The sequence below is a fragment of the Marinobacter sp. genome (genome assembly GCF_040904845.1).
In the GTDB taxonomy this organism is placed as follows: domain Bacteria; phylum Pseudomonadota; class Gammaproteobacteria; order Pseudomonadales; family Oleiphilaceae; genus Marinobacter.
This window is the reverse complement of record NZ_JBBDSR010000021.1, coordinates 1-24,672: the sequence shown is the minus strand read 5'-3', so window position 1 is coordinate 24,672 and position 24,672 is coordinate 1. Positions and strand designations below refer to the sequence as shown.

The 24,672-nt window shown below is 57.6% G+C and carries 20 protein-coding genes; 6 read left to right on the top strand and 14 right to left on the bottom strand.

Annotated elements, in window-relative coordinates; translation table 11 throughout:
- The first annotated feature begins 241 nt into the window (after window positions 1-241).
- The 5 genes from dnaA (at window position 242) to gyrB (ending at window position 7,990) form a co-directional block, all read left to right on the top strand.
- A complete protein-coding gene (gene dnaA, locus WD429_RS02445; protein ID WP_368420588.1) occupies window positions 242-1,693 on the top strand; it encodes a chromosomal replication initiator protein DnaA in 1,452 nt (483 codons plus the stop codon).
- 54 nt (window positions 1,694-1,747) lie between these two features.
- Entirely contained in the window at window positions 1,748-2,848 is a 1,101-nt protein-coding gene (dnaN, locus tag WD429_RS02440; RefSeq protein ID WP_368420587.1) for a DNA polymerase III subunit beta, read from the top strand.
- 90 nt (window positions 2,849-2,938) lie between these two features.
- The gene (locus tag WD429_RS02435; RefSeq protein ID WP_368420586.1) at window positions 2,939-4,216 is read left to right on the top strand and encodes an ABC1 kinase family protein; all 1,278 of its coding nucleotides are present in this window, start codon (window positions 2,939-2,941) and stop codon (window positions 4,214-4,216) included.
- Between the two features lie 147 nt (window positions 4,217-4,363).
- Window positions 4,364-5,494, top strand: a complete 1,131-nt coding sequence (recF, locus tag WD429_RS02430; RefSeq protein WP_368420585.1) for a DNA replication/repair protein RecF — start codon at window positions 4,364-4,366, stop codon at window positions 5,492-5,494.
- A gap of 81 nt (window positions 5,495-5,575) precedes the next feature.
- Window positions 5,576-7,990 (top strand): DNA topoisomerase (ATP-hydrolyzing) subunit B, encoded by a 2,415-nt coding sequence (gene gyrB, locus WD429_RS02425; protein ID WP_368420584.1) that lies wholly within the window; start codon window positions 5,576-5,578, stop codon window positions 7,988-7,990.
- A gap of 59 nt (window positions 7,991-8,049) precedes the next feature.
- Here the strand turns inward: gyrB and WD429_RS02420 are convergent, their stop codons facing one another.
- The 14 genes from WD429_RS02420 to WD429_RS02355 all read right to left on the bottom strand — a co-directional run bounded on the left by WD429_RS02420 (window position 8,050) and on the right by WD429_RS02355 (window position 22,543).
- Window positions 8,050-8,742 (bottom strand): TetR/AcrR family transcriptional regulator, encoded by a 693-nt coding sequence (locus WD429_RS02420; RefSeq protein ID WP_368420583.1) that lies wholly within the window; start codon window positions 8,740-8,742, stop codon window positions 8,050-8,052.
- Between the two features lie 99 nt (window positions 8,743-8,841).
- Window positions 8,842-9,546, bottom strand: coding sequence for an ABC transporter ATP-binding protein (locus WD429_RS02415; RefSeq protein WP_368420582.1), 705 nt, complete (start codon window positions 9,544-9,546; stop codon window positions 8,842-8,844).
- Entirely contained in the window at window positions 9,543-10,322 is a 780-nt protein-coding gene (locus WD429_RS02410) for an ABC transporter ATP-binding protein (protein ID WP_368420581.1), read from the bottom strand. The genes WD429_RS02415 and WD429_RS02410 overlap by 4 nt, the downstream gene beginning before the upstream one ends.
- Window positions 10,319-11,266: a branched-chain amino acid ABC transporter permease gene (locus tag WD429_RS02405; protein ID WP_368420580.1), complete on the bottom strand. Its 948-nt coding sequence runs from the start codon at window positions 11,264-11,266 to the stop codon at window positions 10,319-10,321. Before WD429_RS02405 ends, WD429_RS02410 begins: the two co-directional genes overlap by 4 nt.
- Window positions 11,263-12,132 (bottom strand): branched-chain amino acid ABC transporter permease, encoded by an 870-nt coding sequence (locus WD429_RS02400; RefSeq protein ID WP_368420579.1) that lies wholly within the window; start codon window positions 12,130-12,132, stop codon window positions 11,263-11,265. The genes WD429_RS02405 and WD429_RS02400 overlap by 4 nt, the downstream gene beginning before the upstream one ends.
- Window positions 12,133-12,215: 83 nt before the next feature.
- Window positions 12,216-13,439: an ABC transporter substrate-binding protein gene (locus WD429_RS02395; RefSeq protein WP_368420578.1), complete on the bottom strand. Its 1,224-nt coding sequence runs from the start codon at window positions 13,437-13,439 to the stop codon at window positions 12,216-12,218.
- Window positions 13,436-15,073 carry an AMP-binding protein gene (locus WD429_RS02390; RefSeq protein ID WP_368420577.1) on the bottom strand — a complete coding sequence of 546 codons (1,638 nt, stop codon included), beginning with the start codon at window positions 15,071-15,073 and terminating at the stop codon, window positions 13,436-13,438. The genes WD429_RS02395 and WD429_RS02390 overlap by 4 nt, the downstream gene beginning before the upstream one ends.
- Window positions 15,070-15,420, bottom strand: a complete 351-nt coding sequence (locus WD429_RS02385) for a DUF6285 domain-containing protein (protein ID WP_368420576.1) — start codon at window positions 15,418-15,420, stop codon at window positions 15,070-15,072. The genes WD429_RS02390 and WD429_RS02385 overlap by 4 nt, the downstream gene beginning before the upstream one ends.
- Entirely contained in the window at window positions 15,417-16,445 is a 1,029-nt protein-coding gene (locus tag WD429_RS02380) for a phosphotransferase family protein (protein WP_368420575.1), read from the bottom strand. The genes WD429_RS02385 and WD429_RS02380 overlap by 4 nt, the downstream gene beginning before the upstream one ends.
- Window positions 16,442-17,650: an acyl-CoA dehydrogenase family protein gene (locus WD429_RS02375; RefSeq protein WP_368420574.1), complete on the bottom strand. Its 1,209-nt coding sequence runs from the start codon at window positions 17,648-17,650 to the stop codon at window positions 16,442-16,444. Before WD429_RS02375 ends, WD429_RS02380 begins: the two co-directional genes overlap by 4 nt.
- A gap of 10 nt (window positions 17,651-17,660) precedes the next feature.
- Complete coding sequence (locus WD429_RS02370) at window positions 17,661-18,464, bottom strand: SDR family NAD(P)-dependent oxidoreductase (RefSeq protein ID WP_368420573.1); 804 nt, start codon at window positions 18,462-18,464, stop codon at window positions 17,661-17,663.
- 123 nt (window positions 18,465-18,587) lie between these two features.
- A complete protein-coding gene (locus tag WD429_RS02365) occupies window positions 18,588-19,346 on the bottom strand; it encodes a VC0807 family protein (RefSeq protein ID WP_368420572.1) in 759 nt (252 codons plus the stop codon).
- 101 nt (window positions 19,347-19,447) lie between these two features.
- A complete protein-coding gene (locus tag WD429_RS02360; RefSeq protein ID WP_368420571.1) occupies window positions 19,448-20,725 on the bottom strand; it encodes an aspartate aminotransferase family protein in 1,278 nt (425 codons plus the stop codon).
- A gap of 87 nt (window positions 20,726-20,812) precedes the next feature.
- Window positions 20,813-22,543 carry an ABC transporter transmembrane domain-containing protein gene (locus tag WD429_RS02355; protein WP_368420610.1) on the bottom strand — a complete coding sequence of 577 codons (1,731 nt, stop codon included), beginning with the start codon at window positions 22,541-22,543 and terminating at the stop codon, window positions 20,813-20,815.
- Between the two features lie 252 nt (window positions 22,544-22,795).
- Here WD429_RS02355 and WD429_RS02350 point away from each other — a divergent pair, with 252 nt between their 5' ends.
- The gene (locus tag WD429_RS02350; RefSeq protein ID WP_368420570.1) at window positions 22,796-24,604 is read left to right on the top strand and encodes an ABC transporter ATP-binding protein/permease; all 1,809 of its coding nucleotides are present in this window, start codon (window positions 22,796-22,798) and stop codon (window positions 24,602-24,604) included.
- Window positions 24,605-24,672: the final 68 nt, after the last annotated feature.

Below are 24,672 nucleotides of genomic sequence, written 5' to 3'. Positions count from 1 at the left end.
GGGCAGGATATACACACAGGGTTGTGGGTAACCGGGTCTACAGCTATTTTCTGTACACAACCCTGTAGGTAAGTCTGTAAAAAACTGAATACTAAGAAATTAAATTTCCACAGGCTGTTCATGGTTTGGTTTTCGCTCTTTTACTTGGGAGGCGCTCGGGTTAGAATTCCGGGTCATCTCTGGTAGCGGATTGCAGCTGATTCGTTTTGAGAAATTCCTGAAGCATCGGAGGCAGGCTGTCGTGCCGAATACCATCTGGCATCAGTGTCTAGAAGTACTCCGGGATGAGTTTCCCGCGCAGCAGTTTAATACCTGGCTGAGGCCCCTGCAGTCTGACGACCGGGAAGGTCAGCTGATGCTGTTCGCGCCAAATCGGTTCGTTATGGACTGGGTGAATGAAAAATACCTTCGGCGTATAGAAGAAGTGCTCAAGGATCTTCATGGTGGTCAGGCACCCAGGGTGAACATGAAAGTCGGGTCCGCGCCCCGGGCGGGCGATCTGGTGGTTCGATCCAACGCGGGTAATGGTTCGGGGTCGGCAGCCCATGAAGAAACGGGTAATCAGGTAACTGAGGAAGAGCGTGGCGTTGCCGCGACTGTCTCTTCGCCGACGTCGAGGCGAAACAGTGACAGCGGAAGGCGAACGGTTCAGGTTGAAGGTGATATCAAGCATCAAAGTTTTCTGAATGAGGGGTTCACCTTCGATACCTTCGTTGAGGGTAAATCAAACCAGTTGGCGCGGGCCGCCTCTATGCAGGTGGCAGAGAACCCGGGAGGCGCGTACAACCCACTATTTCTGTACGGCGGCGTTGGGTTGGGTAAAACGCACCTGATGCATGCGATCGGTAATGATATTGTGCGCCGGAATCCGAGGGCCAAGGTGGCCTATTTGCGTTCGGAACGGTTCGTTGCCGATATGGTCAAAGCGCTGCAATTAAACGCCATCAATGAATTCAAACGTTACTATCGTTCTGTCGATGCTCTGCTGATTGACGATATTCAGTTTTTTGCTCGAAAGGAGCGTTCCCAGGAAGAGTTTTTTCACACCTTCAATGCGTTGCTGGAAGGTGGCCAACAAGTGATTGTTACTTGTGACCGTTTCCCGAAAGAAATTGTGGATATGGAAGAACGGCTCAAGTCGCGGTTTGGCTGGGGTCTCACCGTGATGGTGGAGCCCCCGGAGCTGGAAACCCGGGTGGCAATCCTGATGAAAAAAGCCGAGCAGACAAACGTCAAACTCAGCAGCGAAGCCGCGTTCTTTATCGCTCAGAAAATACGCTCTAACGTTCGGGAATTAGAGGGGGCACTTCGTTTGGTGATAGCGAATGCTCACTTCACAGGGTCAGAAATTACCCCGCCCTTTATTCGCGAGAGCCTGAAAGACCTGTTGGCCCTGCACGAAAAACAGGTCAGCATCGACAATATTCAGCGCACGGTGGCAGAGTATTACAAAATCAAGGTAGCGGACCTGCTGTCCAAACGGCGCACGCGTGTGGTGACGCGGCCACGCCAGGTTGCCATGTCGCTGTCGAAAGAGCTCACGAATCACAGCTTGCCTGAGATCGGAGATGCGTTTGGCGGTCGTGACCACACCACCGTGTTGCATGCCTGCAAAAAGATTGTGGAGTTGCAGGAAACGGATCCCAACATCCGTGAAGACTATCAGAATTTTATGAGGCTGCTGACCACCTGATGACGGGTTGGCTGCGGATAACATTCACCTTCCAGTAAAAGAACGCTGTGTGCCATGAAACTGACAATCAGCCGTGAATCGTTGCTTACCCCGTTACAGTCAATCGCCGGGGTTGTTGAAAAAAAACAGACCATGCCAGTGCTGTCGAATGTGTTGCTGGTGGCTGAGGACAATACCCTCACCATGACCGGCACCAATATGGAAGTTGAGCTGGTCGGCCGGATTACGCCGGTGCATGTGGATCAGCCCGGGAAAATTACTGTGCCGGCCAGGAAGCTGGCGGACATCAGCCGGGCCCTGGGGGATGAGTCGCCGATAGAGCTTGCTCTGGAAGGTGATCGGTTGCACCTGCGGTGCGGTGCCAGCCATTTCACCCTGTCGACCCTGCCGGCCGAGCATTTTCCCAATGTTGAGGACGAGGCGGAAAGTTTCCGCCTGGAACTGCCCCAGAAAGAACTGGGCCGGATGCTGGATGCCACAGCGTTTGCGATGGCTCAGCAGGACGTTCGCTATTATCTGAACGGGCTGTTGCTGGAAGTGGATCAGCAGCACATACGCACAGTGGCCACTGACGGCCATCGCCTGGCCATGGCGCATGTGGATCTGCCGACTGGCAGTGAGTTGCGGCAGGTGATCGTGCCTCGCAAGGGCGTGCTTGAACTGGCACGCTTGCTGGATGATGTGGAGACCCCCGTGACGCTGGTCATCGGCGACAATCACCTTCGTGCCACCGTTGGTAGCTACACCTTTACGTCCAAGTTGATTGAAGGCAAGTTTCCAGACTACAACCGGGTCATCCCCCGGGGCGGTGACAAAGTGGTGTTAGCGGATCGCTCAACGCTCAAAAATACATTGCAGCGTGCCGGCATTCTCTCTCATGAAAATATTCGTGGTGTGCGGCTGAACCTGGCCTCCAATGAGTTGCAGGTGTTTGCCAACAACCCGGATCAGGAACAGGCCGAAGACGCGCTGCCGGTGGAGTACCAGGGCGAATCCTTGCAGATTGGCTTTAATGTAGGCTATCTGGTGGATGTCATGAACGCGCTGGATGAAGAGCAGGTGAAGATTACCCTGTCGAATCCGAACAGCAGCGCGTTGATCGAAGCCCCGAACGACAACCGTTGCCTGTACGTGGTCATGCCCATGCGTCTGTAAAGGCGGCGGGACCTGGCCACAGGCGGTGGCCCACCTTCCGGTGGTGTTGAGGAGGGGAATACAGCGAGTTCTGAAAAAGGTAATGACGACATGGTTTTGGGAAGGGTAAGTAACGGTATTAAAGGGGCCTTTCGCATCGGCCAGACAGTGTCTGTGCTGGGTCGAACCGGGCTCAACTGGGTTCGCGGGGACCGGCCGCCAACACCACGACTGCTTCGCCAGACGTTCGAGTCTCTGGGAGCCACGTACATCAAGCTGGGCCAGTTTATTGCCAGTTCCCCGACTTTTTTCCCCAAAGAATACGTTGAGGAGTTCCAGTACTGTCTCGACAAAACCCCGAATCTGCCGTTCAGTGTTATCCGCAAAATTATCCGGGATGAGCTGGGGCGTCCTATCGATCAGGTGTTTTCCGAGATTGACCCGGTGGCACTGGCTTCGGCCTCCATCGCCCAGGTGCATGCGGCCAAACTGGTGACCGGGGAAGATGTGGTTATCAAGGTCCAGAAGCCAGGCGTGGAGAACATTCTGCTGACCGACCTCAACTTCCTGTATCTGTCGGCAAAAATTCTGGAAACCCTGGCACCTAAGCTGTCGTGGACGTCCCTGTCCGGGATCGTTGAGGAAATCCAGCGCACGATGATGGAAGAGTGCGACTTTATTAAAGAAGCCAACAACCTCAAGGTGTTTCGGGAATTCCTGCATACCACCGATAACGAAGAGGCCGCCGTGCCTTTGGTGTATGAGCAGTGCAGCAGCCGGCGCATTCTGATCATGGAGCGCTTCCACGGTGTGCCCCTGACGGATCTTGAAAGCATTCGTGGTTATGCCCGTGATCCCGAGCGTACGTTAATAACCGCAATGAACACCTGGTTTTCCAGCCTGACCCAGTGCGAGTTTTTTCACGCGGACGTTCACGCCGGTAATCTGATGGTGTTAAAGGACGGTCGGGTCGGCTTTATCGATTTCGGTATCGTGGGCAGAATTCGTCCGGACACCTGGCAGGCGGTGAGTGATTTTATTTCCGCTATTATGGTGGGCAACTTTGATGGCATGGCCGACGCCATGATCCGGATCGGTATCACCCGGGAACACGTGGAGGTGTCGGCACTGGCGGCCGACTTGCGCAAGCTTTATCAGCAAATGGACAAGATGGTTCCGGACCAGGTGCCCTACGAAGCGGATCAGGCCGACGATGACGTTAACCACATTCTGATGGATATGGTGAAAATCGGTGAGAGCCACGGTCTGCATTTCCCCAGGGAGTTTGCCCTGCTGCTGAAGCAGTTCCTGTATTTTGACCGGTATGTTCACATTCTCGCCCCCGAAATGGATGTGTTTATGGACGAGCGGTTGAACATGCTGCATTAATGAAAAAGCCCTCATCAGGCGTTCTTATTTGCTGGTGAAATCACGGGCATCGCCTTCATGCTGAGGGCCTTGTACACTAAGGCAGCACTCGTAACACGGGCGCTGCTTTTTTGTTTTTGATACAACCTGCGGACGTTCCCTGACCCTATGGCGCTGGTAAAACTGCAAACGGAAAACTTCCGGAACCTCTCTTCTGCGCCTGTGTCCTTTTCGCCCTCATTCAATTTGTTGTTTGGTGAAAATGGCAGCGGCAAGACCAGTGTGCTTGAGGCTATCGGCTATCTGGGTCTTGGTCGTTCATTCCGGGTCAGTCGTCATCAGGCGGTGGTCACACACGCCCAGCAGCGGCTGACCGTCTTCGGTGGGCTTGATCAGGGACTGACGGCGGATTCGCGCTTGGTGTCCGAGCCGGGTCAGCTTGTTCATCGCCTGGGATTTGCGCGGGATACCACCCAGAAGGAAACCCTGTTGAGGGTTGATGGCGAAGCGGTGAAAAACCTTTCGGCCCTGGCGCGACACCTGCCGGTATCGGTTATTGATCCGGGGGTATTTGAGATCGTGGCGGGTGGTCCGGGTAAGCGGCGTCAGTTTCTGGATTGGTCAGTGTTCCACGTGGAACCTTCCTTTGCGGGTGTCTGGCAACAATGCCAAAGGGTGACGTCACAGCGGAATCAGACGCTCAGAAATGGTAGACTAGACGACGGTTTACTACGTGTCTGGGACAACCAGTACACACAGCTGGCCGACCGTCTGACCGAAGCGCGCTCCGCAGCCTTCGGCCTGTTTCAGGAAGCGTTCAACAGCTTGGTTGCCGAGGTGGAAGCACCTTGGGTAGAGGGCATGAAAATGGACTTCTATCCAGGCTGGGATACTAATTTGCCGTTAGCAGAGGTGCTGGTCTCACATCGGGAGCAGGAGCTTCGTATGGGACACACGCTGTATGGTCCCAATCGAGCGGATATCAAGTTGCGATTTCAAGGTCGGCCGGTCGCAGAGACATTTTCAAGAGGTCAGCAAAAGACCTTGGTGATTTTGATGAAAATTGCCCAAGGGATGGTGTTAAGTCGGCTGGGAAAACAGGTCACGTTTTTGCTGGATGATATTAACGCCGAGCTGGATGTGGGTCATCGCTCCATGCTGGCACGAAAGTTACACGAATTGCGATGTCAGGTATTTATCACCTCCATCGAAGCGCCCCGGCCGGACGAGCTCTGGCAGGGCACAAAGCCGGATTATCGAATGTTCCACGTGGAACATGGCAAATTGACGGAAGAATAGAACCCGGATGGCAGAGCGCGAATTTGTTACCATTGCAGTGCGTCAGGCCGAACCCGGTAATCACCCTTCAGGAGTTCCCCAATGAGTGAATCGAACTACAATTCCTCCAGTATCAAAGTCTTGAAAGGACTGGATGCGGTTCGGAAGCGGCCCGGGATGTATATCGGCGATACCGATGACGGTACTGGCCTGCATCACATGGTATTTGAGCTGGTGGATAACTCCATCGATGAAGCTTTGGCGGGATACTGCTCGGAAATTGGCATTGTTATCCATCCGGACGAGTCGGTGTCGGTAAAGGATAACGGTCGGGGCGTGCCGACGGATATCCACGAAGAAGAAGGGATATCCGCCGCCGAAGTCATCATGACGGTACTCCATGCCGGCGGTAAGTTTGATGACAATTCCTACAAGGTGTCCGGCGGTTTGCACGGTGTCGGCGTTTCCGTTGTGAATGCTTTGTCCTCAACCCTGACCCTCACCATTCGCCGTGAAGGCAAGGTGTATGAGCAAACTTATACCCATGGCGTACCCAACGCGCCATTGGGGGTGGTGGGCGATACCGACGCCAGTGGCACCAAGGTTCACTTTATTCCGTCGCCGGAAACCTTTACCCACATCGAGTTTCACTACGATATTCTTGCCAAGCGTTTGCGCGAACTGGCTTTTTTGAACAGTGGCGTTCGCATTCGTTTGACCGATGAGCGCTCCGGTAAGGAAGAAGTGTTCGAATACGAAGGCGGCCTTCGCGCCTTTGTGGAGCACCTGAACAGCAATAAGACGCCCATTAACCGTGTTTTCCATTTCACCAAAGAGCGGGAAGATGGCATTGTGGTGGAAGTGGCGATGCAGTGGAACGATGCCTTCCAGGAAAACATCTACTGTTTCACCAACAACATACCGCAGCGGGATGGCGGTACGCACCTGGCCGGTTTCCGCGCCGCGCTGACGCGCTCTCTCAACAACTATATCGAGCACGAAGGGCTGGGCAAGAAAGCCAAAGTCAGCACCTCCGGTGACGACGCCCGAGAGGGTCTGACGGCCATCGTCAGCGTGAAAGTGCCAGATCCGAAATTCTCTTCCCAGACCAAAGACAAGCTGGTGTCCTCGGAAGTGAAGACCGCGGTTGAGCAGGAACTTTACCAGTCGTTTGCAGACTTTCTGCAAGAGCAGCCAAACGAAGCCAGGCTGATCGTCAACAAGATGATTGAAGCGGCCCGTGCCCGCGAGGCCGCCCGTAAAGCCCGGGACATGACACGACGTAAAGGCGCACTCGATATCGCCGGGTTACCCGGCAAACTGGCAGACTGCCAGGAAAAAGATCCTGCCCTTTCCGAACTGTTCATCGTGGAGGGTGATTCTGCCGGCGGCAGCGCCAAGCAAGGCCGGGCCCGCAAGACGCAGGCCATTCTTCCGTTGAAGGGCAAGATCCTCAACGTCGAAAAAGCCCGTTTCGACAAAATGCTTTCCTCTGTGGAAGTGGGCACGCTGATCACGGCGTTGGGCTGCGGCATTGGTCGCGAAGAGTTCAATCCGGATAAACTCCGTTATCACTCCATCATCATCATGACGGACGCGGACGTTGACGGCTCCCACATCCGCACCCTGTTGCTTACCTTCCTGTTCCGCCAGATGCGGGAAATCATCGAGCGCGGGCATGTGTTTATCGCCATGCCACCGTTGTACAAGGTCAAGCGAGGCAAGCAGGAGCAGTACCTGAAAGATGAAAAAGCCAAGATTAGCTATCTCACCCAGACCGCTCTGGAAGGTGCCCAACTGTCTGTGAATCCGGACGCGCCCGCGATCAAGGATTCCGCGCTGGAAATCATGGTGAAGGATTACCAGGCGGTGATGGCCATGATTGATCGGCTGTCACGGGCGTATCCGGCCAAGGTGCTGGAACAGATGCTGCAAAACGTGACCCTGAAGTCGGAAGACCTGAAGGAAGAAGCCGCGGTCGCCCGCTGGGTGGCACGCCTGGGGGATGGCCTGGATCTGGATACCCGCACCGGCACCAAATACACCTTCTCGGTGGAAAAAGATCCCGAGCGCAATCTCTACCTGCCGAAGGTCGTGATTTACGTTCACGGCATTCCCTATACCCACGTGTTTAACCATGAGTTCTTCGAGTCGTCCTCCTACGCCGCCATCGCGCGTATGGGCGAAACCCTGGACGGCCTCGTTGAAGAGGGTGCCTATATCCAGCGTGGCGAGCGTAAGCAGGCGGTGTTGTCCTTTGAAGGCGCGCTGGACTGGTTGATGAAAGAGGCCCAGCGCGGCCTCACCATCCAGCGCTACAAGGGTCTTGGTGAGATGAACCCGGAGCAGCTGTGGGAAACCACCATGGATCCGGAGACCCGCCGCATGATGAAGGTCACCATCGAAGACGCCATCGCGGCCGATCAGATCTTTACCACACTGATGGGTGATGACGTCGAACCGCGCCGGTTATTTATCCAGACGAATGCGTTGCAAGTGACGAACCTGGACGTCTGATAAAGGAAGGCGTAAGCCAACAAAAAAGGCGACCATTTGGTCGCCTTTTTTGTTGGATATCAGTGTGTTGTCTGCAAATAACTTTCAACGACATCCCGTAGCACAGAGGCGTATTCGTCCACGGAAATGTCTTGTTCCCGATACTTGCGACGTTTGAGATACCAGTCCTGCAGCATTGCTTTGATCAGCGAGGAGACTAAGCGGGCGTTTCTGGCCGTAAATACCTTCTCCCGGATACCGTCTTCAATCACCGTTTGGAAAATCGATTCGATTTCCAGCTCTATGGCAATCGCGTTACGTTTCTCCGGAGCCGGCAGGCTCTTCGCCTCCATGTACGAGAAGTAAAACCAGGCTCGCATCAGCTCGCTGAGATACAGGTGAGCCTTGATGGCGGCGTACAGGCGTTCCCGTGTGTCCGCCACACCGGCGGTGTGATGCTGCAGGGTGCGCCGGGTAATGATGAACCCATGGCTCTGGATCAGGTGTATCAGGTCATCTTTGTTGCGGATGTAGGCGTACAGCCCACCCATGCTCATGCCTGAGTCCGCACACAGATCCCGCAGGGTCATGGCATGGAAGCCCTTGGAATTAGCCAGCCGAAGGGTGGAGTCGATGATCCTGGTGAGATTTTTGACGGCAGTGGCTTCTTTCTTGATGCTGATGCGGTCGGTATTTTCCCGGTACAGCTCACGAATCACGTCCTCCTTGGACATAGACAGTTCGGACCGGAAAATTTCGTAGTTGGTGATCATATCGGGAATGCCAGAGTCCTTGTTGGGGCGCAAAGTATACGTGAACCGCAAAACGGGTTGAACTCGCCCGAGGCTTCCTGCCGCCGGGCGCTTCGAGCGTCAGGCTACGGACAGGAACCGATCCTGGGTCTCCTGGTCCTTTTTCAGTTGTGCGCTGGTCGATTCGTGAACCACCTGCCCTTTCTCCAGAATGTAGGCCCGTTTGGCGTGCTTCAGAGCAAAATGTACGCTCTGATCAGTGAACAGGATCGTGGTGGTATCACTGAGATCGTCAATCAGCGCGCCGATCTGCTGGACGATCACCGGAGCCAGCCCTTCATTGGGTTCATCCAGCAATAACAGCCGGGGTTGAATCATCAGTGAGCGCGCCACTGCCAGCATCTGCTGCTGACCACCGGACAGGGTTGCGCCGTCCTGATCCGCCAACTCCCCCAGCATGGGGTATTTGTCGAGGATGCCAGCCACCGTCCAGGGATTGCTTTGTCCTGAGCGTTGGTAACGGGCAACATCCAGATTCTCCCGCACGCTGAGGCCGGGAAAGATTCGCCGATCTTCGGGCACGTAGCCAATACCGGCTCTGGCAATACGGTGGGCTGGCCAGCCACTGATGGTGTGGCCAGCAAACAGGATGTGGCCACTGCGTGGCGGAGTCAGCCCCATGATGCTCTTCAGGGTGGTGCTCTTACCCGCGCCGTTACGGCCCAGCAAACACACCGTCTCGCCCTCCTCCAGATTGAGCGTCACCCCTTGCAATGCCTGACTTTCACCGTAAAAGGTCTGGATGTTCTGTACGTCAAGAATCATGCTTCTGCCTCCTGTTCCTCGTCTTCTTCCTCACCGAGGTAGGCGGTGCGGACGTCCGGGTGATGTTTGACCTCCTCCGGGGTACCGGCAAACAGCTTTTCCCCCCGATGCATCACCAGTATCCGGTCCGCCAGGTTAAACACCACTTCCATGTCGTGTTCGGTGATCAGAAAGGTGTAGTCTCCGCTGCTCGCCAGTTTCCGGATGAGCGCCGTGGTGCGGCGGGTTTCATCCGGGGTCATGCCGGCGGTGGGCTCGTCCAGCAGCACCAGTTTGGGACGGGTCGCCAGCACCATGGCGATCTCAAGCAGGCGCTTGTCGCCGTAACTGATCACTTCTGCCCGTTGATCCGCCAACGTCTTGATCGCCAGCCGGTCAAGCAACTCCCCTGCTTCCTGTTGAACAGCGGTGTTGCGGGAGGCGATATTGAATAACCTGCGGCTGTGGCCGTGATAGGCGGACAGCACCACCTCAACATTCTCCTGAACGGTCATCTCCGGGAAAATATTGTTGATCTGAAACGACCGGGATACCCCCAGTCGGCTGATCTTGTGGGGAGGGAGCCCGGTGATGTCTGTGCCATCAAGGGCGATGCGACCTTCCGTTGGCAGCATGCGCCCGGACACCATGTTATAGAACGTGGTTTTGCCCGCGCCGTTGGGGCCGATAATGGCAACCGTTTCCTTCGGCATGACATCGAGTTCGATGGCCGACACGGCGGTATTGCCGCCAAACCGTTTGGTAAGATTGCGAATGGTCAGTATGGGATTGGTCATTTTTTCACCTCCATCCACCAGTCCAGCACGGTACCCAGTAAGCCTTTGCGGAAGAACACCACCATCAGTGCGAGGATAATACCCAGAACCAGCATCCAGGATTCGGTGAAACTGGTAATCCAGGTTTCCAGCAGGACAAACACCGCGGAACCGATAAACGGTCCAAGGAAATAACCAGTACCGCCAAGGATGGACATCAGCACGGGTTCGGCGGATGTCGACCAATGGAGCAGCTCCGGGCTGGCGACCCGGAGGAAGGGGGCAATCAGCCCGCCGGCAAGCCCGGCAAAGCTGCCAGCGATGGTAAAGGCAACCAGCCGGTAAGTGCGAACATTCAAGCCGGCGAAAGACACACGTTCAGGGTTCTGACGGATGGCCTTGAGGATCATCCCAAACGAGCTGCGGCATATTATGTACAGCACCAGGGCGGCAATACCGACAATGGCGAGCACCACGTGGTAGTAAACCGTCGGGTTCGCCAGTGTCAGGTCAATGCCCAACCCAAAGGAGCCGAGGGTAAAGCCGGCCAGGCCGTCGCTGCCGCCGGTCACTGAGCGCCACTGGTATGCGATGGCAAACACCATCATGCCAAAGGCGAGTGTCAGCATGGCAAAATACACTTCGTTGAGCCGGACGCTGAGGAAGCCAATCACCAGAGCCAGCAACGCTGACACGCCCATGGACACCACGAGGCAGGCCAGGAAGGGCCATTGCAAATGGATCAGCACCAGGGCCGTGGCGTAGGAGCCCACCCCGAAGAACGCCGCATGACCAAAACTCAGCATGCCGGTGTAGCCGAACACCAGGTTAAAGCTGGCAGCGAACAACCCCATGATCAGTATTTCGGTGAAGATGAAGATGTAGAAATAGGAGGCCAGCCAGGGCACGGCAACGAGCGCCGCGATGGCAAGCACCAGACAGGCAAGGAGAATTCTGGACTTCATACACTGGCTCCCTTACCCATAATGCCGTTGGGCTTGAACAACAGTACCAGGGCCATGCCAACAAACGGCAGCAACAGATTCACCTCGGGCAGGTAGCGCCCGCCAAAGCCATGAATCAGCCCCAGTATCAGAGCACCGATCAGTGCTCCGGGAAAGCTACCGAGGCCGCCAATAACAACGACTATGAAGGACTCGATGATGATCTTGTCACCCATACCGGGGTCGACCGCCCGCATGGGTGCAGCGATGACGCCACCGAGGGCGGCCAGCCAGGCACCAAAGGCAAACACGCCAGTGACCACCAGGCGGGTATTGATACACAACGCCTCTGCCATTTCCCGGTCCAGCGAAGCCGCCCGCATGATGCGGCCGATGCGAGTGCGATTGAACAGGTACCAGAGGCCCGCGAGTATCACCAGGCCGATCACGATGACAAATACACTGTAAGTGGCCACCGAACCGCCAAGGAGATCAATCGAGCCGGCCAGCAACGAGGGCGGCTCAACGACTTCAATGCCGCTGCCCCAGATAAGGCGGACGCTTTCGTTAATGATCAGTAGCAGGGCAAAAGTCAGTAGCAGGCTGTCGGCGATGTCCCGGTTGTAAATAAACTGCAGAAGCAGCCGGTCGATGATGACCGCAAGAATGGCCACACCGATCGGGGCCAGTATCAGGGCGGACCAGAACGGCATGCCGGCTATATTGATCAGGGTAAAGGCAAGATAGGCCCCCAGCATGTAGAGTGCGCCGTGGGCGAAATTGATGATGTTCAGAACACCAAAGACGATGTTCAGGCCCACCGCGATGATGAACAGCAGCAGCCCGATATCGAGACTGTTGAGCAACGCCGATCCGATGCCAGACATGAGTTACCTCATAACATGGTTAAGCCGGTCAGGGGGCCTGCCAATTCGCAGGCCCCCGCAAGCTATGGGATGGAAAGACCGGGTCAGAGCTTGCAGCCGGTCTCTTCGACGGTGCGAGCCACTTCCTCGCCATCGAAAATCTGCAGATCGGTCAGAGTGCGGATACCGTGTTCGGCGTGCATCGGGCCGGACACACCCCAGTTGGGGCTGACCATGGCCTGGTTATCGCCTTCCCGGAAGGTCACGGTGCCGTTGGGTGCCTCCATGCTCATGCCACGCAGGGCTTTGGCAACGGCGGGGCCATCGGTGGTACCGGCAGCTTCCATGGCTTGCTTGTAGGCATAAATGGCGGCGTAGGCCCCCTCGGCGTTATAGCTTGGTGGGTTGCCGTAGGCATCAATGTAGGCTTTTACGAAGCGTTTGTTGATGTCGTTGTCATACCCCTCGTACCAGTAACGGGTCGACAGGCGCACCCCCTCTGGCATGCGATCCCCCAGGGCGGACAGCACTTCAGTTGCTGCACCGACGGTAAACATCAGCTCCATGTCTTCCTCGAAGAACCCGCGGTTATTGGCCTGGCGGATGAAATTGACCAGGTCGCCACCCCACACCGAAATCAGTACGCCATCAGCGTCCGAGTCCATGACCCGGTCAATGAACGGTGAGAAATCCTCGGCGCCAAAGCGGGGAAAATTGGTCTCGGACATCAGGTTCACGTCCGGCTTCATCTCTTTGAGGTAGTCCCCGAAGAATTCCCAGGACTGGTGTCCGAAGGCATAGTCCGGGCCGATGGTGGTCCAGTTCCTGGCATCGGTTTCCGAAGCCACCATGGCCGCAGCCTTCATGTTCTGGGCAACGTTGACGCTGATACGGTAGGTGAACGGATTGCACAAATCACCCGTGACGTCCGGTGTGGCAGCGTGAGTGATGATCAGTGGCTTCTGCAGCTCAGGCATGGTTGGCACCATGCCCTGGGCCACCCCGGAACTGTCCAGGCCCACCAGGGCGTCGGCTTCCTCCGAATACACCAGTTTGCGGGCGGCCTGAATGGCCACCGAGGCCTTGCCCTGGCTGTCTTCATAGATCATTTCGATGTCGCGGCCAAGAATACCGCCGGATTCGTTGATTTCCTTCACCGCAAGGTCGATGCCTTTCTGAGCGAATTCACCGTAGGTGGCGGCGCTGCCGGAGAGAATGTAGAGGCCGCCAATCCGGATCGGATCTTCGGCATGGGCGCTGGTTCCGGCCGTCAGTGTGGCGGCGGTCACCATCGACACCATCAGTTTTCTGAGGTTTGGCTGTTTCATGATGTTGCTCCTGAGTTGTTGTCTTTGTTGAGCGAATCCCGCAACACGTTCTTGCGGATTTTTCCTGTGGCGGTTTTCGGCAGTTCGCCAATCACCACCTTCCTGGGAACCTTGAAACGGGCCATGTGCTGGCGGCAAAATTCGATAACAGTGTGTTCGTCCAGGAGGCCGTCGTCCTCCACCGGGTTAACGAAAGCGCAGGGCACCTCCCCCCATTTGTCATCAGCCATGGCCACCACGGCGGCCTCTGAAACACCCGGATGCCGATAGAGCACTTCTTCGACCTCCAGGCTGGAGATGTTCTCGCCGCCAGAGATGATCACGTCTTTGGCGCGGTCTTTGATTTCCACGTAGCGATCCGGATGCATCACCGCCAGGTCGCCGGTGTTGAACCAGCCGCCGGCAAAGGCTTTGTTCGTCGCCTCGGGATTCTTGAGGTAGCCTTTCATGAGGCCGTTACCCCGCAGGCAGATTTCACCCATGGACTTGCCATCCGCCGGTACCGGCACACCTGTGGCAATATCCCTGACCTCGACCTCATCCAGTGAGTAAGTGACCACTCCTTGCCGAGCCATCATGGTTGCGCGTTCTTCGGCTGGCAGGTCCTGCCATGCCGGTTGGGGGACACAAAGGGTCGCCGGACCGTAAGACTCGGTCAGGCCATACAGGTGGGTGATGCGAAAACCGATTTCTTCAGCCTTGCGGATCACGCTGCTCGGCGGTGCCGCCCCGCCCAGGGCGAACTGCGCCGGTTGGGTCAGGGTCTGGCCGCTGCGTCCCAGGTCCTGCAACAGCAGATTCATGACAATCGGTGCGCCACACAGGTGAGTCACGCGGTGGCGTTCGATCAGCTGGTAAATCCGCTGGGTATCAATGTCCGGCAGGCAGACGTGGGTGCCGCCCACCGCAGTGATAGACCAGGTGTAACACCAGCCGTTGCAATGGAACATGGGCAAGGTCCAGAGGTAGACGGTGTCCGCATTCATATCAAACACCATGGCGTTGCTCATGGCTGACAGGAAGGCTCCCCGGTGGTGATACACCACACCTTTGGGATTGCCGGTGGTGCCGGAGGTGTAGTTCAGGGTGATGGCGTCCCACTCGTCGGCGGGTCGCAGCCAGTCCGTGGCAGCGTCGCCCTCCCCGAGCAACTGTTCGTAATCGCCCTCAGCCAGCCCAGCGGAGGGGCCGCCATCGCGCTCAATACTGATCAGTGCAGGCGGGTTGTCGTGGTCTGCAATGGCCGCACGAACCACGTTTTCGAAACGGGTATCGTAGAACAGAATCCGGGCTTCGCCGTGGTCGAGAATAAAGCGGATGGTGGCGGCATCAAGGCGGATATTGATGGCGTTGAGCACCGCCCCGGCCATGGCAACGGAATAGTGGGATTCGAGCATTTCACCGGTATTGGGGCACAGAATGGCGACGGTATCGTCTCGGCCAATACCGCGTTGACGCAAGGCATCGGCCATCTGTCGGCAGCGCTGGTAGAAGTCCCGGTAACTGCGGCTGATGTCACCATCGATCACTGCCGCCTTGTCGGGGTAAATCCCCGCAGCTCGCTCCAAAAGGGTCAGCGGCGTCAGTGCGGAATGGTTGGCGGCGGTCTGCTCCAGATTGTTGTACTTGCTCATGCCCCCTCCCTTTGCTGCAGATAACCGGGGTTGTTGATCTCCAGTTTGGCCAGGGTCAGGGTCAGCAGCAGGTTCTGCAGACCCTCATCCGTCACCTCGAGGTTCCGTGCTGCGATGGTCTCGGCCAGTTCCTGTTCACTGGCGTAATCGCCGTAATGGCGAAGAGCCTGGTTACAGCGGGTTGTATGGTTGTGCAGGTCACTGGCTTCGCGGGCGGAAATGCCGATGGCATTGGCAATCATCAATGCCTGGTAGCGCTGCTCGCCACTCAGTTCGGGCGTAATGGATTCGAGCAGCACAGCCCTTGCCTGTTGAAGAAGATCGGTAGCGTTTGGGTGGTTGATCATTGCGCGGCCTCCAGTTGGCGAATCTGCTGCAGCAGATCGAGCTCCATTTGCGGCACCATCCGCCCGGTCAGCGCCAGCTCCAGCGACCGCTGCTCCCCGGACATGTGGCGGCGGGCCTGTTGCAGGGCAATCATCGCCCAGCGCACCAGGGCCATCACTTCCCAGTAGCTGACATGGCGGGGGTCAATGTCGGTGCCGCTGATGTCCTGGTAACCGGCGAGCAGGTCGGTTTTATCTCCCATGCCGCCCACTTCCCGCAGGTCCTGTCCGAAGCGCCAGCTGCGCGAACACAGCCAGCCCAGGTCTTCGCAGGGATCACTCCAGGTGGCGAATTCCCAGTCCAGAACGGCGGTTAGTTCATCGCCGTCCATCATGTAATTGCCGGTGCGAAAATCGCAATGACACAGCACGGTCGGGCCTGGCTCGGGAGCCCGGTCCTCAAGCCAGTTCAAGGCCCACTCCAGCACCGGATGAGGCTCGGCGATTTCTGCCAGGTAGCGGCGATAAAGGCTCACCCGGCTGAGCGCGGGATGTTGTGACTGGGGTAAAGGCAGAAAATCGAGGCCTGCCGCTGGGGGCCGGATGCTGTGGAGGCGGGCAAGTTCTTCGCCGAAACGTCGGGTGAGTTTGCTGCGCGCTTGCGGGCTGTGTTCCGTTTTCACCAGTTGTTTGGGCGAAGCCGTGCCTGCGGCCCGCGTCATGACGTAAAAAATATGGCCGCTGACCCGCTCATCTTCACACAACCACAAGGGTTGTGGTGCTGTGACACCGGCCTCGAAAGCCGCCTTGAGCACGGCGAACTCCTGCGGGCGGGTGAGGCTCTCAGGTACTCCGGAGGGGGCATCCTGACGGACCACGAGTTGATGCTGGCTGGAATGAGTGCCTCCGGTCAGGGCAATGGTCAGGCCGAAGTTATCCTGAATGGCACCACCGGAAAGTTTGTTGAACGCCACCACCCGCGCTTCACGGGCACCGGTCCGGTCCGCTATGAAGTCTGCGAAGGTCTCGGCCAGCCCGTTACTCATGAGGCCTCGACCCCCCAGTGCCAGAAATCGGTGCGTTCAGCCAGCAGGTTCTTGGAGAACACCATCTTGTGCACTTCCGATGCCCCATCCACCAGGCGGGCCTGGCGGGCGTAGCGGTAGATCCATTCCAGCGGGGTATCCTTGGAATACCCGCGGGCACCGCACAGCTGAATGGCGGTATCAACCGCCGTGTGGAGGGTATCGGCAACCGCCACCTTGGCCATGGACACCTGCTTGCGGGCAAAGTCCCCTTGATCCAGCATCCAGGCGGCGTGCATGGTCAACAGACGCCCGACCTGGATGTCCATGGCGGCCTGCCCCAGCATCCCCTGCACGCCTTCCCGCTGGGCCAGGGTCTGGCCGAAGGATTGGCGGTTATCCACATAGTCGGTGGCAATCTCCAGGGACCGTCGTGCCAGGCCCAGCCAGCGCATGCAATGGGTGAGCCGTGCGGTACCCAGCCGGATCTGGGTGACCTTGAGGCCGTCACCGACCTCCATCAGCCGGTTTTCATCGGGGATTTCAAGGCCGTTGAAGGTCAGTTCGCAATGCCCGCCGTGTTCTTCCGGCCCCATGATCGGAATGCGACGGACAATTTCCCAGCCCGGATCGTCTTTGTGAAACAGAAAAGCCGTCAGGCCCTTGCGGGTGTCGTCCGAGGTGCGGGCGATAAGAATGAAGTGCTCGGCGGCCGCTGCCCCGGTGATGTAGTGCTTATGCCCATGAATAACCCACTTGTCGCCCTTGCGGGTTGCCGTGGTTTGCATCATGCCGGGATCGGAGCCACAACCGGGGGGCGGTTCGGTCATCACAAAGGAGGAACTGACACGACCGTCGATGATCGGTTCCAGCCAGCGTTCCTTCTGGGCCTCGGTACCCACCTTGGCCAGCACCATCATGTTGCCGTCGTCCGGAGCCGCTGAATTGAACACCACGGGCCCGAAAATGGAGCGGTTCATTTCTTCGTAACACGCGGCCATACCGGAAATATCCAGCCCCTGACCTCCCAGGGCTTCGGGAATCTGCAGGCACCAGAGGCCCTGGCTCCGCGCTTTTTCCCGCATGCGTTCCAGGTGATGAAGGCTGATGTTTTCGTGTTCATCGTAAGCCGCCGGGTTCTGTTCCAGGGGAATCAGTTCCTGTTCCACAAAGTCTCGGATTTTTTTCCGGAAAGCGTCGTTTTTCGGGTCCAGATTAAAGTCCACAAGGGGCTCCTTACAGGGAAGATTGAAGATGGCCGCCATCCACCACCAGGGTGCTGCCGGTCATATAGCCGGAACTGCCGGACGCCAATAGCAATAGAGGTGCACTCAGGTCATCGGGGTGCCCCAGCCGGCGCTGAGGAATCCGGCGAATCATTTTCTGCCCGGGCTCCGAGGCGAAAAATTCGCGGTTGAGGTCGGTTTCGATGTAGCCGGGTGCAAGGGCATTCACGCGGATACCATATCGCGCCCATTCCAGTGCCAGGGCCCGGGTAAGTTGCTCAACGCCCGCCTTGGCAGCGGCGTAAGGGGCCACATTGCCAGCTACCCGCTGGCCCAGAATCGAGGAAATCATGATCAGACTGCCGCCCCGGGAGGCGCTGGAAAGACGGCGGGCCGCCTCATTGCAGACCAGCCAGCAGCCCTTGAGGTTGGTGTTGATAACGCGGTCCCAGTCGTTACTGGTCAAGTCGAGGGATTTCTCGCTGCTGGCAACGCCGGCGTTGGATACCACCACATCGGCGATGCCGACCGCGTCAGCGATGGCATCGAACGCGCCGGCGACGCTGGCTTCGTCGGTCACATCCATGGTGATGACGTCAATCTGGTCGCTGATGTGGCTGAGGCGGGCCTTAAGTGCCTCGAGGGGTTCACGGCGTCGACCGCTGAGAATGACGCTGGCACCGGCACGCAGCAGGGTTTCGGCAAAGGCACTGCCCAGGCCGCCTGCAGCACCGGTAATCAGCGCGACTTTGCCATCCACCCGCAGCGACGGATGAGGATCTTTCTGGTCAGGAACGGTTGTTGTGTTGGTCATTTCTTGCCCTTCTCTTACGTTCTCTCTTAAAAATAGAGCGAGCGCTCGAAATATTCAAGCAAGAGTTTGTAACAAGCCTGACCGGGCTTCTGGATAACCCGGTCAGATCAGGGCCGCGAAGAGTTATTTACCGGTGGAGTCTGAAGACTTAGTACTTTCGTGCTTATCGGCGAGATGAGGAGCCATGACTTCCTCGAGGGTATAGCCGGTGAGCCGGCGAATGGAGCGCCACAGATAGTAAAAAATGGCGATCATCATGATCATGGAAGGAATGGCGATCATTGGGTAGCTGACCAGCGTCATCCGCCCCAGCTCCTCATTGAAGGCCTGGGTGCCGGAGGGGCTGACGACAATCCACCTGGCCAATACGTAGTTCATAATCGACGAAAACAGGAAGGTCAGGCTGAACAGGTAGGTTGCCTTCAGCAATCTGGCGTCGAACTCGGCTTCGTTATTCTGATCTTTTAGCGCGGCCTGGATCTTGTCGACGTTAAGCACTGTCCGGTTGTACAGCACGGTGCGCACTAACGGGTATCGGGTGCGGGTGGAAATCAACACCGCCAGGCCAATAACCGCAGGAACCGCTGCTTCCTTGATGGCGAGCCAGCCAGCGTCCAGTTCCAGCAGGCCGATGCCCCCGGTCAGGCCCACGCTGATCAGACCCAGCACCGCAATAAAATTCTTTTTGCGGTATTTGATCAATTCGAACAGACCCCAGCCCAACGGGAAGGCCAGCCCGATGATCAGGGCATTCACGCTGCCCAGATGCTCATCACCGCTGAACTTCATCAGAATGACGGAGGGAATGATAATACTGACGAGCAGGTCGACCCACGGCCTTGGCTTGTGGTCCGGAGTGTCGGTGGAATTCGGGGACGTCATGGCGCTGCCTGATTGGTGAAACGGCGGCAAGCCGGAAGGCACTGCCGGAGAACTTTCCGGCAGTATACGACTAATCTGAGAGGTTAGGTAAGCGTCGCGCGTTACGCGCCCACTTCCTTCAGGCATTCCTCAACAATGGCGAGTCCTTCCTCGAGCACCGCATCTTCAATGGTGACCGGCATCAGGAAACGCAGGGTATTGCCGTACATCCCACAGCTCAACAGAATCAGCCCTTTTTCCTTGGCTTTCTTGGTGACCGCTGCCGCCAGTTCCGGCTTGGGCGTACGGCTGGATTTGCTTTCGACCAGTTCGAAAGCGGCCATGGGCCCCAGATTGCGCACGTTATCCACATGCTCGAATTGACCCTGCCATTGAGTGAAGCGTTTGTTCAGCTTCTCGCCCAGTGCCAGCGACTTGCCCAGGATGTCTTCTTCCTTGAACACATCGAACACGGCCAACGCGGCTGCGCAGGCGGTCGGGCTGCCGGTGTAGGTGCCACCCAGGGAGTTCGGGCCTGAGGCATCCATGTGCTTGTCGGTACCGACGATGGCGGAAATCGGCATGCCATCAGCCATACTCTTGGCCATGGTCATCATGTCCGGTTCAATACCGCTGTGCTCAATGGCGAACATCTTGCCGGTCCGGCCAAAGCCGCTCTGAACTTCGTCCACAATCATCAGGATGTTGTTTTCATCGCAGATTTTGCGGATTTCTTTCAAGAAGCTGGCCGGAGCCGCGTAGAAACCACCCTCGCCCAACACCGGTTCAATGACGATCGCAGCGGTATGGCTGGCCGGGGAATCGGTTTTCATGGTCATCTTCAAACCGCGCAGTGCTTCGTCTTCGCTGACACCGTGATACGGCACCGGATAAGGCGCGCGGAAGACGGTACCGGGCATGGGGCCGAAATCCGTCTGGTACGGTGCCGCCTTGCCGTTCATGGCCATGGTGTAGAAGGTACGGCCGTGGTAACCGCCATCAAAGCAGATCACATTGGTTTTGCCGGTAGCCGCCCGGGCGATCTTCATGGCATTTTCCAGTGCTTCGGCACCGGAGTTGGCCAGCATTACTTTGGCATGGCCCTTGACCGGCACCACTTCGCTGAGCTTTTGCGCCAGCTTCACGTAGCCCTCATAGGGCATCACCGTCTGACAGGTGTGCATCAGCTTGTCGAGCTGGGCCTTGACCGCCTCAACCACTTTCGGGTGGCGGTGGCCGATGTTAAGTACACCGATGCCGCCGGCAAAATCGATCATGCGTTTGCCGTCTGCATCCCACAGTTCCGCGTTGGTTGCGTGGTCGGCAAATTGCTCATTGGGACTTGCTGCGCCCGCTGCCACGTAGCGTTCTTTGAGTGCCTGCAATTCTTTATTGCTCACTTTGCCATTCTCCCCGGTTCAGGTTCGGAAGTTTCATTACCAGTGTAAGTAGTACGGTGTCAGGAAACAAACCGACGTTTGTCGCTGTCAGGCCGCCTCACCGCGGAATTGCAGTTTTGCCAGCCGCTGGTAAAGGCTGTTGTCCCGCATCAGTTCGTCGTGGGTACCTACCGCCAGCAGACGGCCCTGGTCCAGCACCGCAATGCGGTCAGCGTCCCGGACCGTAGCCAGCCGGTGGGCGATCACCAGCGTGGTGCGCCCGGCGGTGAGTGCCGGCATGGCTTGTTGAATGAGGTTTTCGCTTTCCGCATCCAGCGCACTGGTGGCTTCATCCAGCAACAGCACCGGGGCATCGGCCAGCAACGCCCGGGCAATGGCCAGGCGCTGCTTCTGCCCGCCGGACAATCCGAGCCCGGCATCGCCCAGGACCGTCCCGTAGCCTTGCGGCAGGTTTTGAATGAACTCATGGGCATGGGCGACCCGTGCGGCCTGCTCCACATCGGCCAGGCTGGCCTCGGGACGGGCATAGCGGATGTTGTCCGCCACCGTGCCGTGAAACAGCGCCGGGTCCTGGGGTACCAATGCGAAGCACCCGCGCAAAGCGTCGAGAGACAATTCTGCCGTGTTCACCCCGTCAATCAGAATCCGGCCCTGGTTGGGCTGATAGAAATGCAGCAGCAGATCGAACAGGGTCGATTTTCCTGCGCCGGACGGCCCCACCAACGCCAGAGTTTCCCCGGCTCTCACCGCCAGCGTAACGTCAGAGAGCGCCGGTTGCTTCGAGCGCCCGGGATAACTGAAGTCGAGATGCTCTATGCGGATCTCACCTTTGAGCGGGTCCGGAAGGGCTTTTGATGGCGTCTCGTGCACAAACGCCGGTTCGGTCTGCAGCAGCTCGAACAGCCGTGCCGCCGAACCCGCGGCTCGCTGCAGCTCACCAATGACATCGCTGATGGCACCTGCGGCGACTCCGACCAGCAGGCTGTAAAACACAAACGCCGCCAATTCGCCCGGGCTGATCCGGCCATGGATCACATCCAGCCCGCCAATCCAAATCACTATTCCCACCGCGCCCATCACCAGGGTAATGGCCAGGGTGGTCAGCCAGGCCCGTTGCCGGATACGCGCACGGGCAATGTCGAAGGCTTTCTCTGAGACCTCGGCAAAGAAGCGCCGGTCATGGGGCTGGTGATTGAAGGCCTGGACGGTCTTTATCTGGGTCAGATTCTCGCCAACGTAGCTGCCCACATCGGCCACCCGGTCCTGGCTCAGCCGCGACAGCTGCCGCACCCGCCGCCCGAAAAACAGAATGGGCGCAATCACCAGCGGAAAGCCCAGCAGGATAATGCTGGCCAGCTTGGCGTTGGTGATGAACAGCAACAGCAGACCGCCGATGAGCATCAGCGCGTTACGCAGGGCAATGGACACGGTAGAGCCAATCACCGATTGCAGAACCGTGGTATCAGCGGTAAACCGCGACTGGATTTCCAGCGCCCGGTTCTGTTCGAAAAAGCCGGGATGCAGGTCAATCAGGTGGTTAAACACTTTTTTGCGGATATCGGCGACCACCCGCTCGCCGATCCAGGACACCAGATAGAAACGGGCAAACGAGCCGAACGCCAGCCCTAGCACCAGTACGAAAAACAGACCGATGGCCTTTGCCAGATTTTCCGGAGATTCGGTGGCCAGGCCCTGATCCACCAGAATTCGTAAGCCCTGGCCAAGACCCAGCGTAATGCCTGCGGTAAAGATCAGCGCGACCAGAGCACCGGCCACCGCACGGCGGTAGGGACTGATAAATTCCATGACCAGTTTCAGGGCTTTGCGATGACGGGTTTTAATGATGTGCCTCCTGAATACGCGGTGCTGTAAACTCCAGCAACAATACGATTTGTACTCGCAACAAGACCTATCATACATCCGGGTAGAGCTCACGTGGGTGGTAGGGTCTTCCGGGACACGCTGTAAATACGTCCCTGTACGCTCGGCAAAAGCCATCCATGGCTTTTGACGGTCCCGGAAGACCCTACCACCCACGTGAGCTCCCCAACCTTGGAGTTATTCTCAACAGTGAGAGCCTACGCCGACAACGATTACCCCGCGGACCACAAGCCGGACTGGAAAATGATCGCCGGCCTCTGGCCCTATCTGGCGGAGTTCCGGGGGCGGGTGGTTTTGGCTTTGGCACTTCTGGTTCTGGCCAAACTGGCAACGGTGGCCACCCCGGTGGCGCTGAAATACATCGTCGATTATCTGGACCAGACCCGAAGCGCGGACATGCTGTTGTGGATTCCGGTCGTTCTGGTGGTGGCTTATGGGTCGCTGCGTTTTGGGGCGACCCTGTTCAGCGAACTGCGGGATGCGGTGTTCGCCCGGGTGGCGGAACGGGCCATGCGGCGGGTTTCCCTGCGGGTTTTCGAACATCTCCATAACCGGGAGCTGGCGTTTCACCTGGACCGCAAAACCGGAGGTCTGGCCCGGGATATCGAGCGTGGTACCACCGGCATCAGTTTTTTGCTGCGTTTCACCCTGTTCAACATCGTGCCCACCATCCTGGAAATCCTGCTGGTCGCCGGCATTCTGCTGGTGGTGTTTAACGTCGGTTATGTACTGGCGATTCTGGTGGCGGTGGTGGTGTATGTCGTTTTTTCCATCAGGATCACCGAGTGGCGTACCCGGTTTGTGCGCGAAGCCAACGCCCGCGACAACCAGTCCAACTCGCGGGCGGTGGACAGCCTGCTCAACTACGAAACCGTCAAATACTTCAATAATGAGCGTTACGAATCGCAGCTGTATGACCAGAATCTGGACGACTGGGAACAGGCACGACTGAAGAACCGCCTGTCACTCGCCACCCTGAATGGCGGGCAGGCCCTGATTATCGGGGTGGCGCTGATTGTGATCATGGCGATGGCGGTGCAGGAAGTTGCCAGCGGTGAGATCACCCTGGGTGACTTCACCATGATCAATGCCTACCTGCTGCAACTGTTCATCCCCCTGAACGCCCTGGGCTTCGTGTATCGGGAAATTCGCCAGGCGCTGGTGAACGTCGAGCGCCTGTTCAAGCTGCTGGGGGACGAGCCGGCCATTCAGGATGCACCGGATGCCAGGGACCTGGCGGTGGCTAACGCCGAAGTACGCTTTGACCACATCCACTTTGCCTACCGTGCTGACCGACCCATTCTGCAGGATGTGAACTTCTCCATTCCCGCCGGCCATACGGTGGCGGTCGTCGGTGCCAGTGGTGCCGGCAAGTCTACCCTCGCCCGCTTGCTGTTCCGCTTCTACGACGCAGACAACGGAGCTATCCGCATCGATGGCCAGGACATCCGCAGCGTGACCCAACGCAGTTTGCGTTCGGCCATTGGCGTGGTGCCCCAGGATACCGTGCTGTTCAACGACACCCTGTACCGCAACCTGGCTTACGGAAACCCGGCAGCCAGCGAGGAGCAGGTGTACCGGGCAGCGAGGATGGCCCATCTGGAAGACTTTATCCGCAGCCTGCCAGACGGTTACGACACCAAAGTGGGCGAGCGTGGTTTGAAGCTGTCGGGTGGCGAAAAACAACGGGTGGCCATTGCCCGGGTCATCCTGAAAAACCCGCCGCTGCTGATTCTGGATGAAGCCACTTCGTCCCTGGATTCGCTATCGGAACAGGCGATTCTTGGCGCTCTGAAAGAGGTTAGTCAACAGCGCACCACTCTGGTGATTGCCCACCGCCTGTCCACGATTCGCGACGCCAACACCATTCTGGTGATGGACGGTGGCCAAATTGTGGAAAGCGGTAGCCACAACGAGTTGCTGACGGCCGATGGCCACTATGCTCACCTGTGGGAGCAGCAGCACCGCAGTGGTGATAACGCCGAGCTGAGCCAGTAAGCGGGGGGCCTTGCCAAAACCGTGCGGAGCCATGGATGGCGGAGCCCGAGCGTCACATGGATGTGCCG

What these genes read in the sequence shown, in the direction of transcription:
- dnaN (WP_368420587.1), top strand. Translation starts at nt 1,748, where the DNA reads ATGAAACTGACAATCAGCCGTGAATCGTTGCTTACCCCGTTACAGTCA.
- WD429_RS02435 (WP_368420586.1), top strand. Translation starts at nt 2,939, where the DNA reads ATGGTTTTGGGAAGGGTAAGTAACGGTATTAAAGGGGCCTTTCGCATC.
- recF (WP_368420585.1), top strand. Translation starts at nt 4,364, where the DNA reads ATGGCGCTGGTAAAACTGCAAACGGAAAACTTCCGGAACCTCTCTTCT.
- gyrB (WP_368420584.1), top strand. Translation starts at nt 5,576, where the DNA reads ATGAGTGAATCGAACTACAATTCCTCCAGTATCAAAGTCTTGAAAGGA.
- WD429_RS02420 (WP_368420583.1), bottom strand. Translation starts at nt 8,742, where the DNA reads ATGATCACCAACTACGAAATTTTCCGGTCCGAACTGTCTATGTCCAAG.
- WD429_RS02415 (WP_368420582.1), bottom strand. Translation starts at nt 9,546, where the DNA reads ATGATTCTTGACGTACAGAACATCCAGACCTTTTACGGTGAAAGTCAG.
- WD429_RS02410 (WP_368420581.1), bottom strand. Translation starts at nt 10,322, where the DNA reads ATGACCAATCCCATACTGACCATTCGCAATCTTACCAAACGGTTTGGC.
- WD429_RS02405 (WP_368420580.1), bottom strand. Translation starts at nt 11,266, where the DNA reads ATGAAGTCCAGAATTCTCCTTGCCTGTCTGGTGCTTGCCATCGCGGCG.
- WD429_RS02400 (WP_368420579.1), bottom strand. Translation starts at nt 12,132, where the DNA reads ATGTCTGGCATCGGATCGGCGTTGCTCAACAGTCTCGATATCGGGCTG.
- WD429_RS02395 (WP_368420578.1), bottom strand. Translation starts at nt 13,439, where the DNA reads ATGAAACAGCCAAACCTCAGAAAACTGATGGTGTCGATGGTGACCGCC.
- WD429_RS02390 (WP_368420577.1), bottom strand. Translation starts at nt 15,073, where the DNA reads ATGAGCAAGTACAACAATCTGGAGCAGACCGCCGCCAACCATTCCGCA.
- WD429_RS02385 (WP_368420576.1), bottom strand. Translation starts at nt 15,420, where the DNA reads ATGATCAACCACCCAAACGCTACCGATCTTCTTCAACAGGCAAGGGCT.
- WD429_RS02380 (WP_368420575.1), bottom strand. Translation starts at nt 16,445, where the DNA reads ATGAGTAACGGGCTGGCCGAGACCTTCGCAGACTTCATAGCGGACCGG.
- WD429_RS02370 (WP_368420573.1), bottom strand. Translation starts at nt 18,464, where the DNA reads ATGACCAACACAACAACCGTTCCTGACCAGAAAGATCCTCATCCGTCG.
- WD429_RS02365 (WP_368420572.1), bottom strand. Translation starts at nt 19,346, where the DNA reads ATGACGTCCCCGAATTCCACCGACACTCCGGACCACAAGCCAAGGCCG.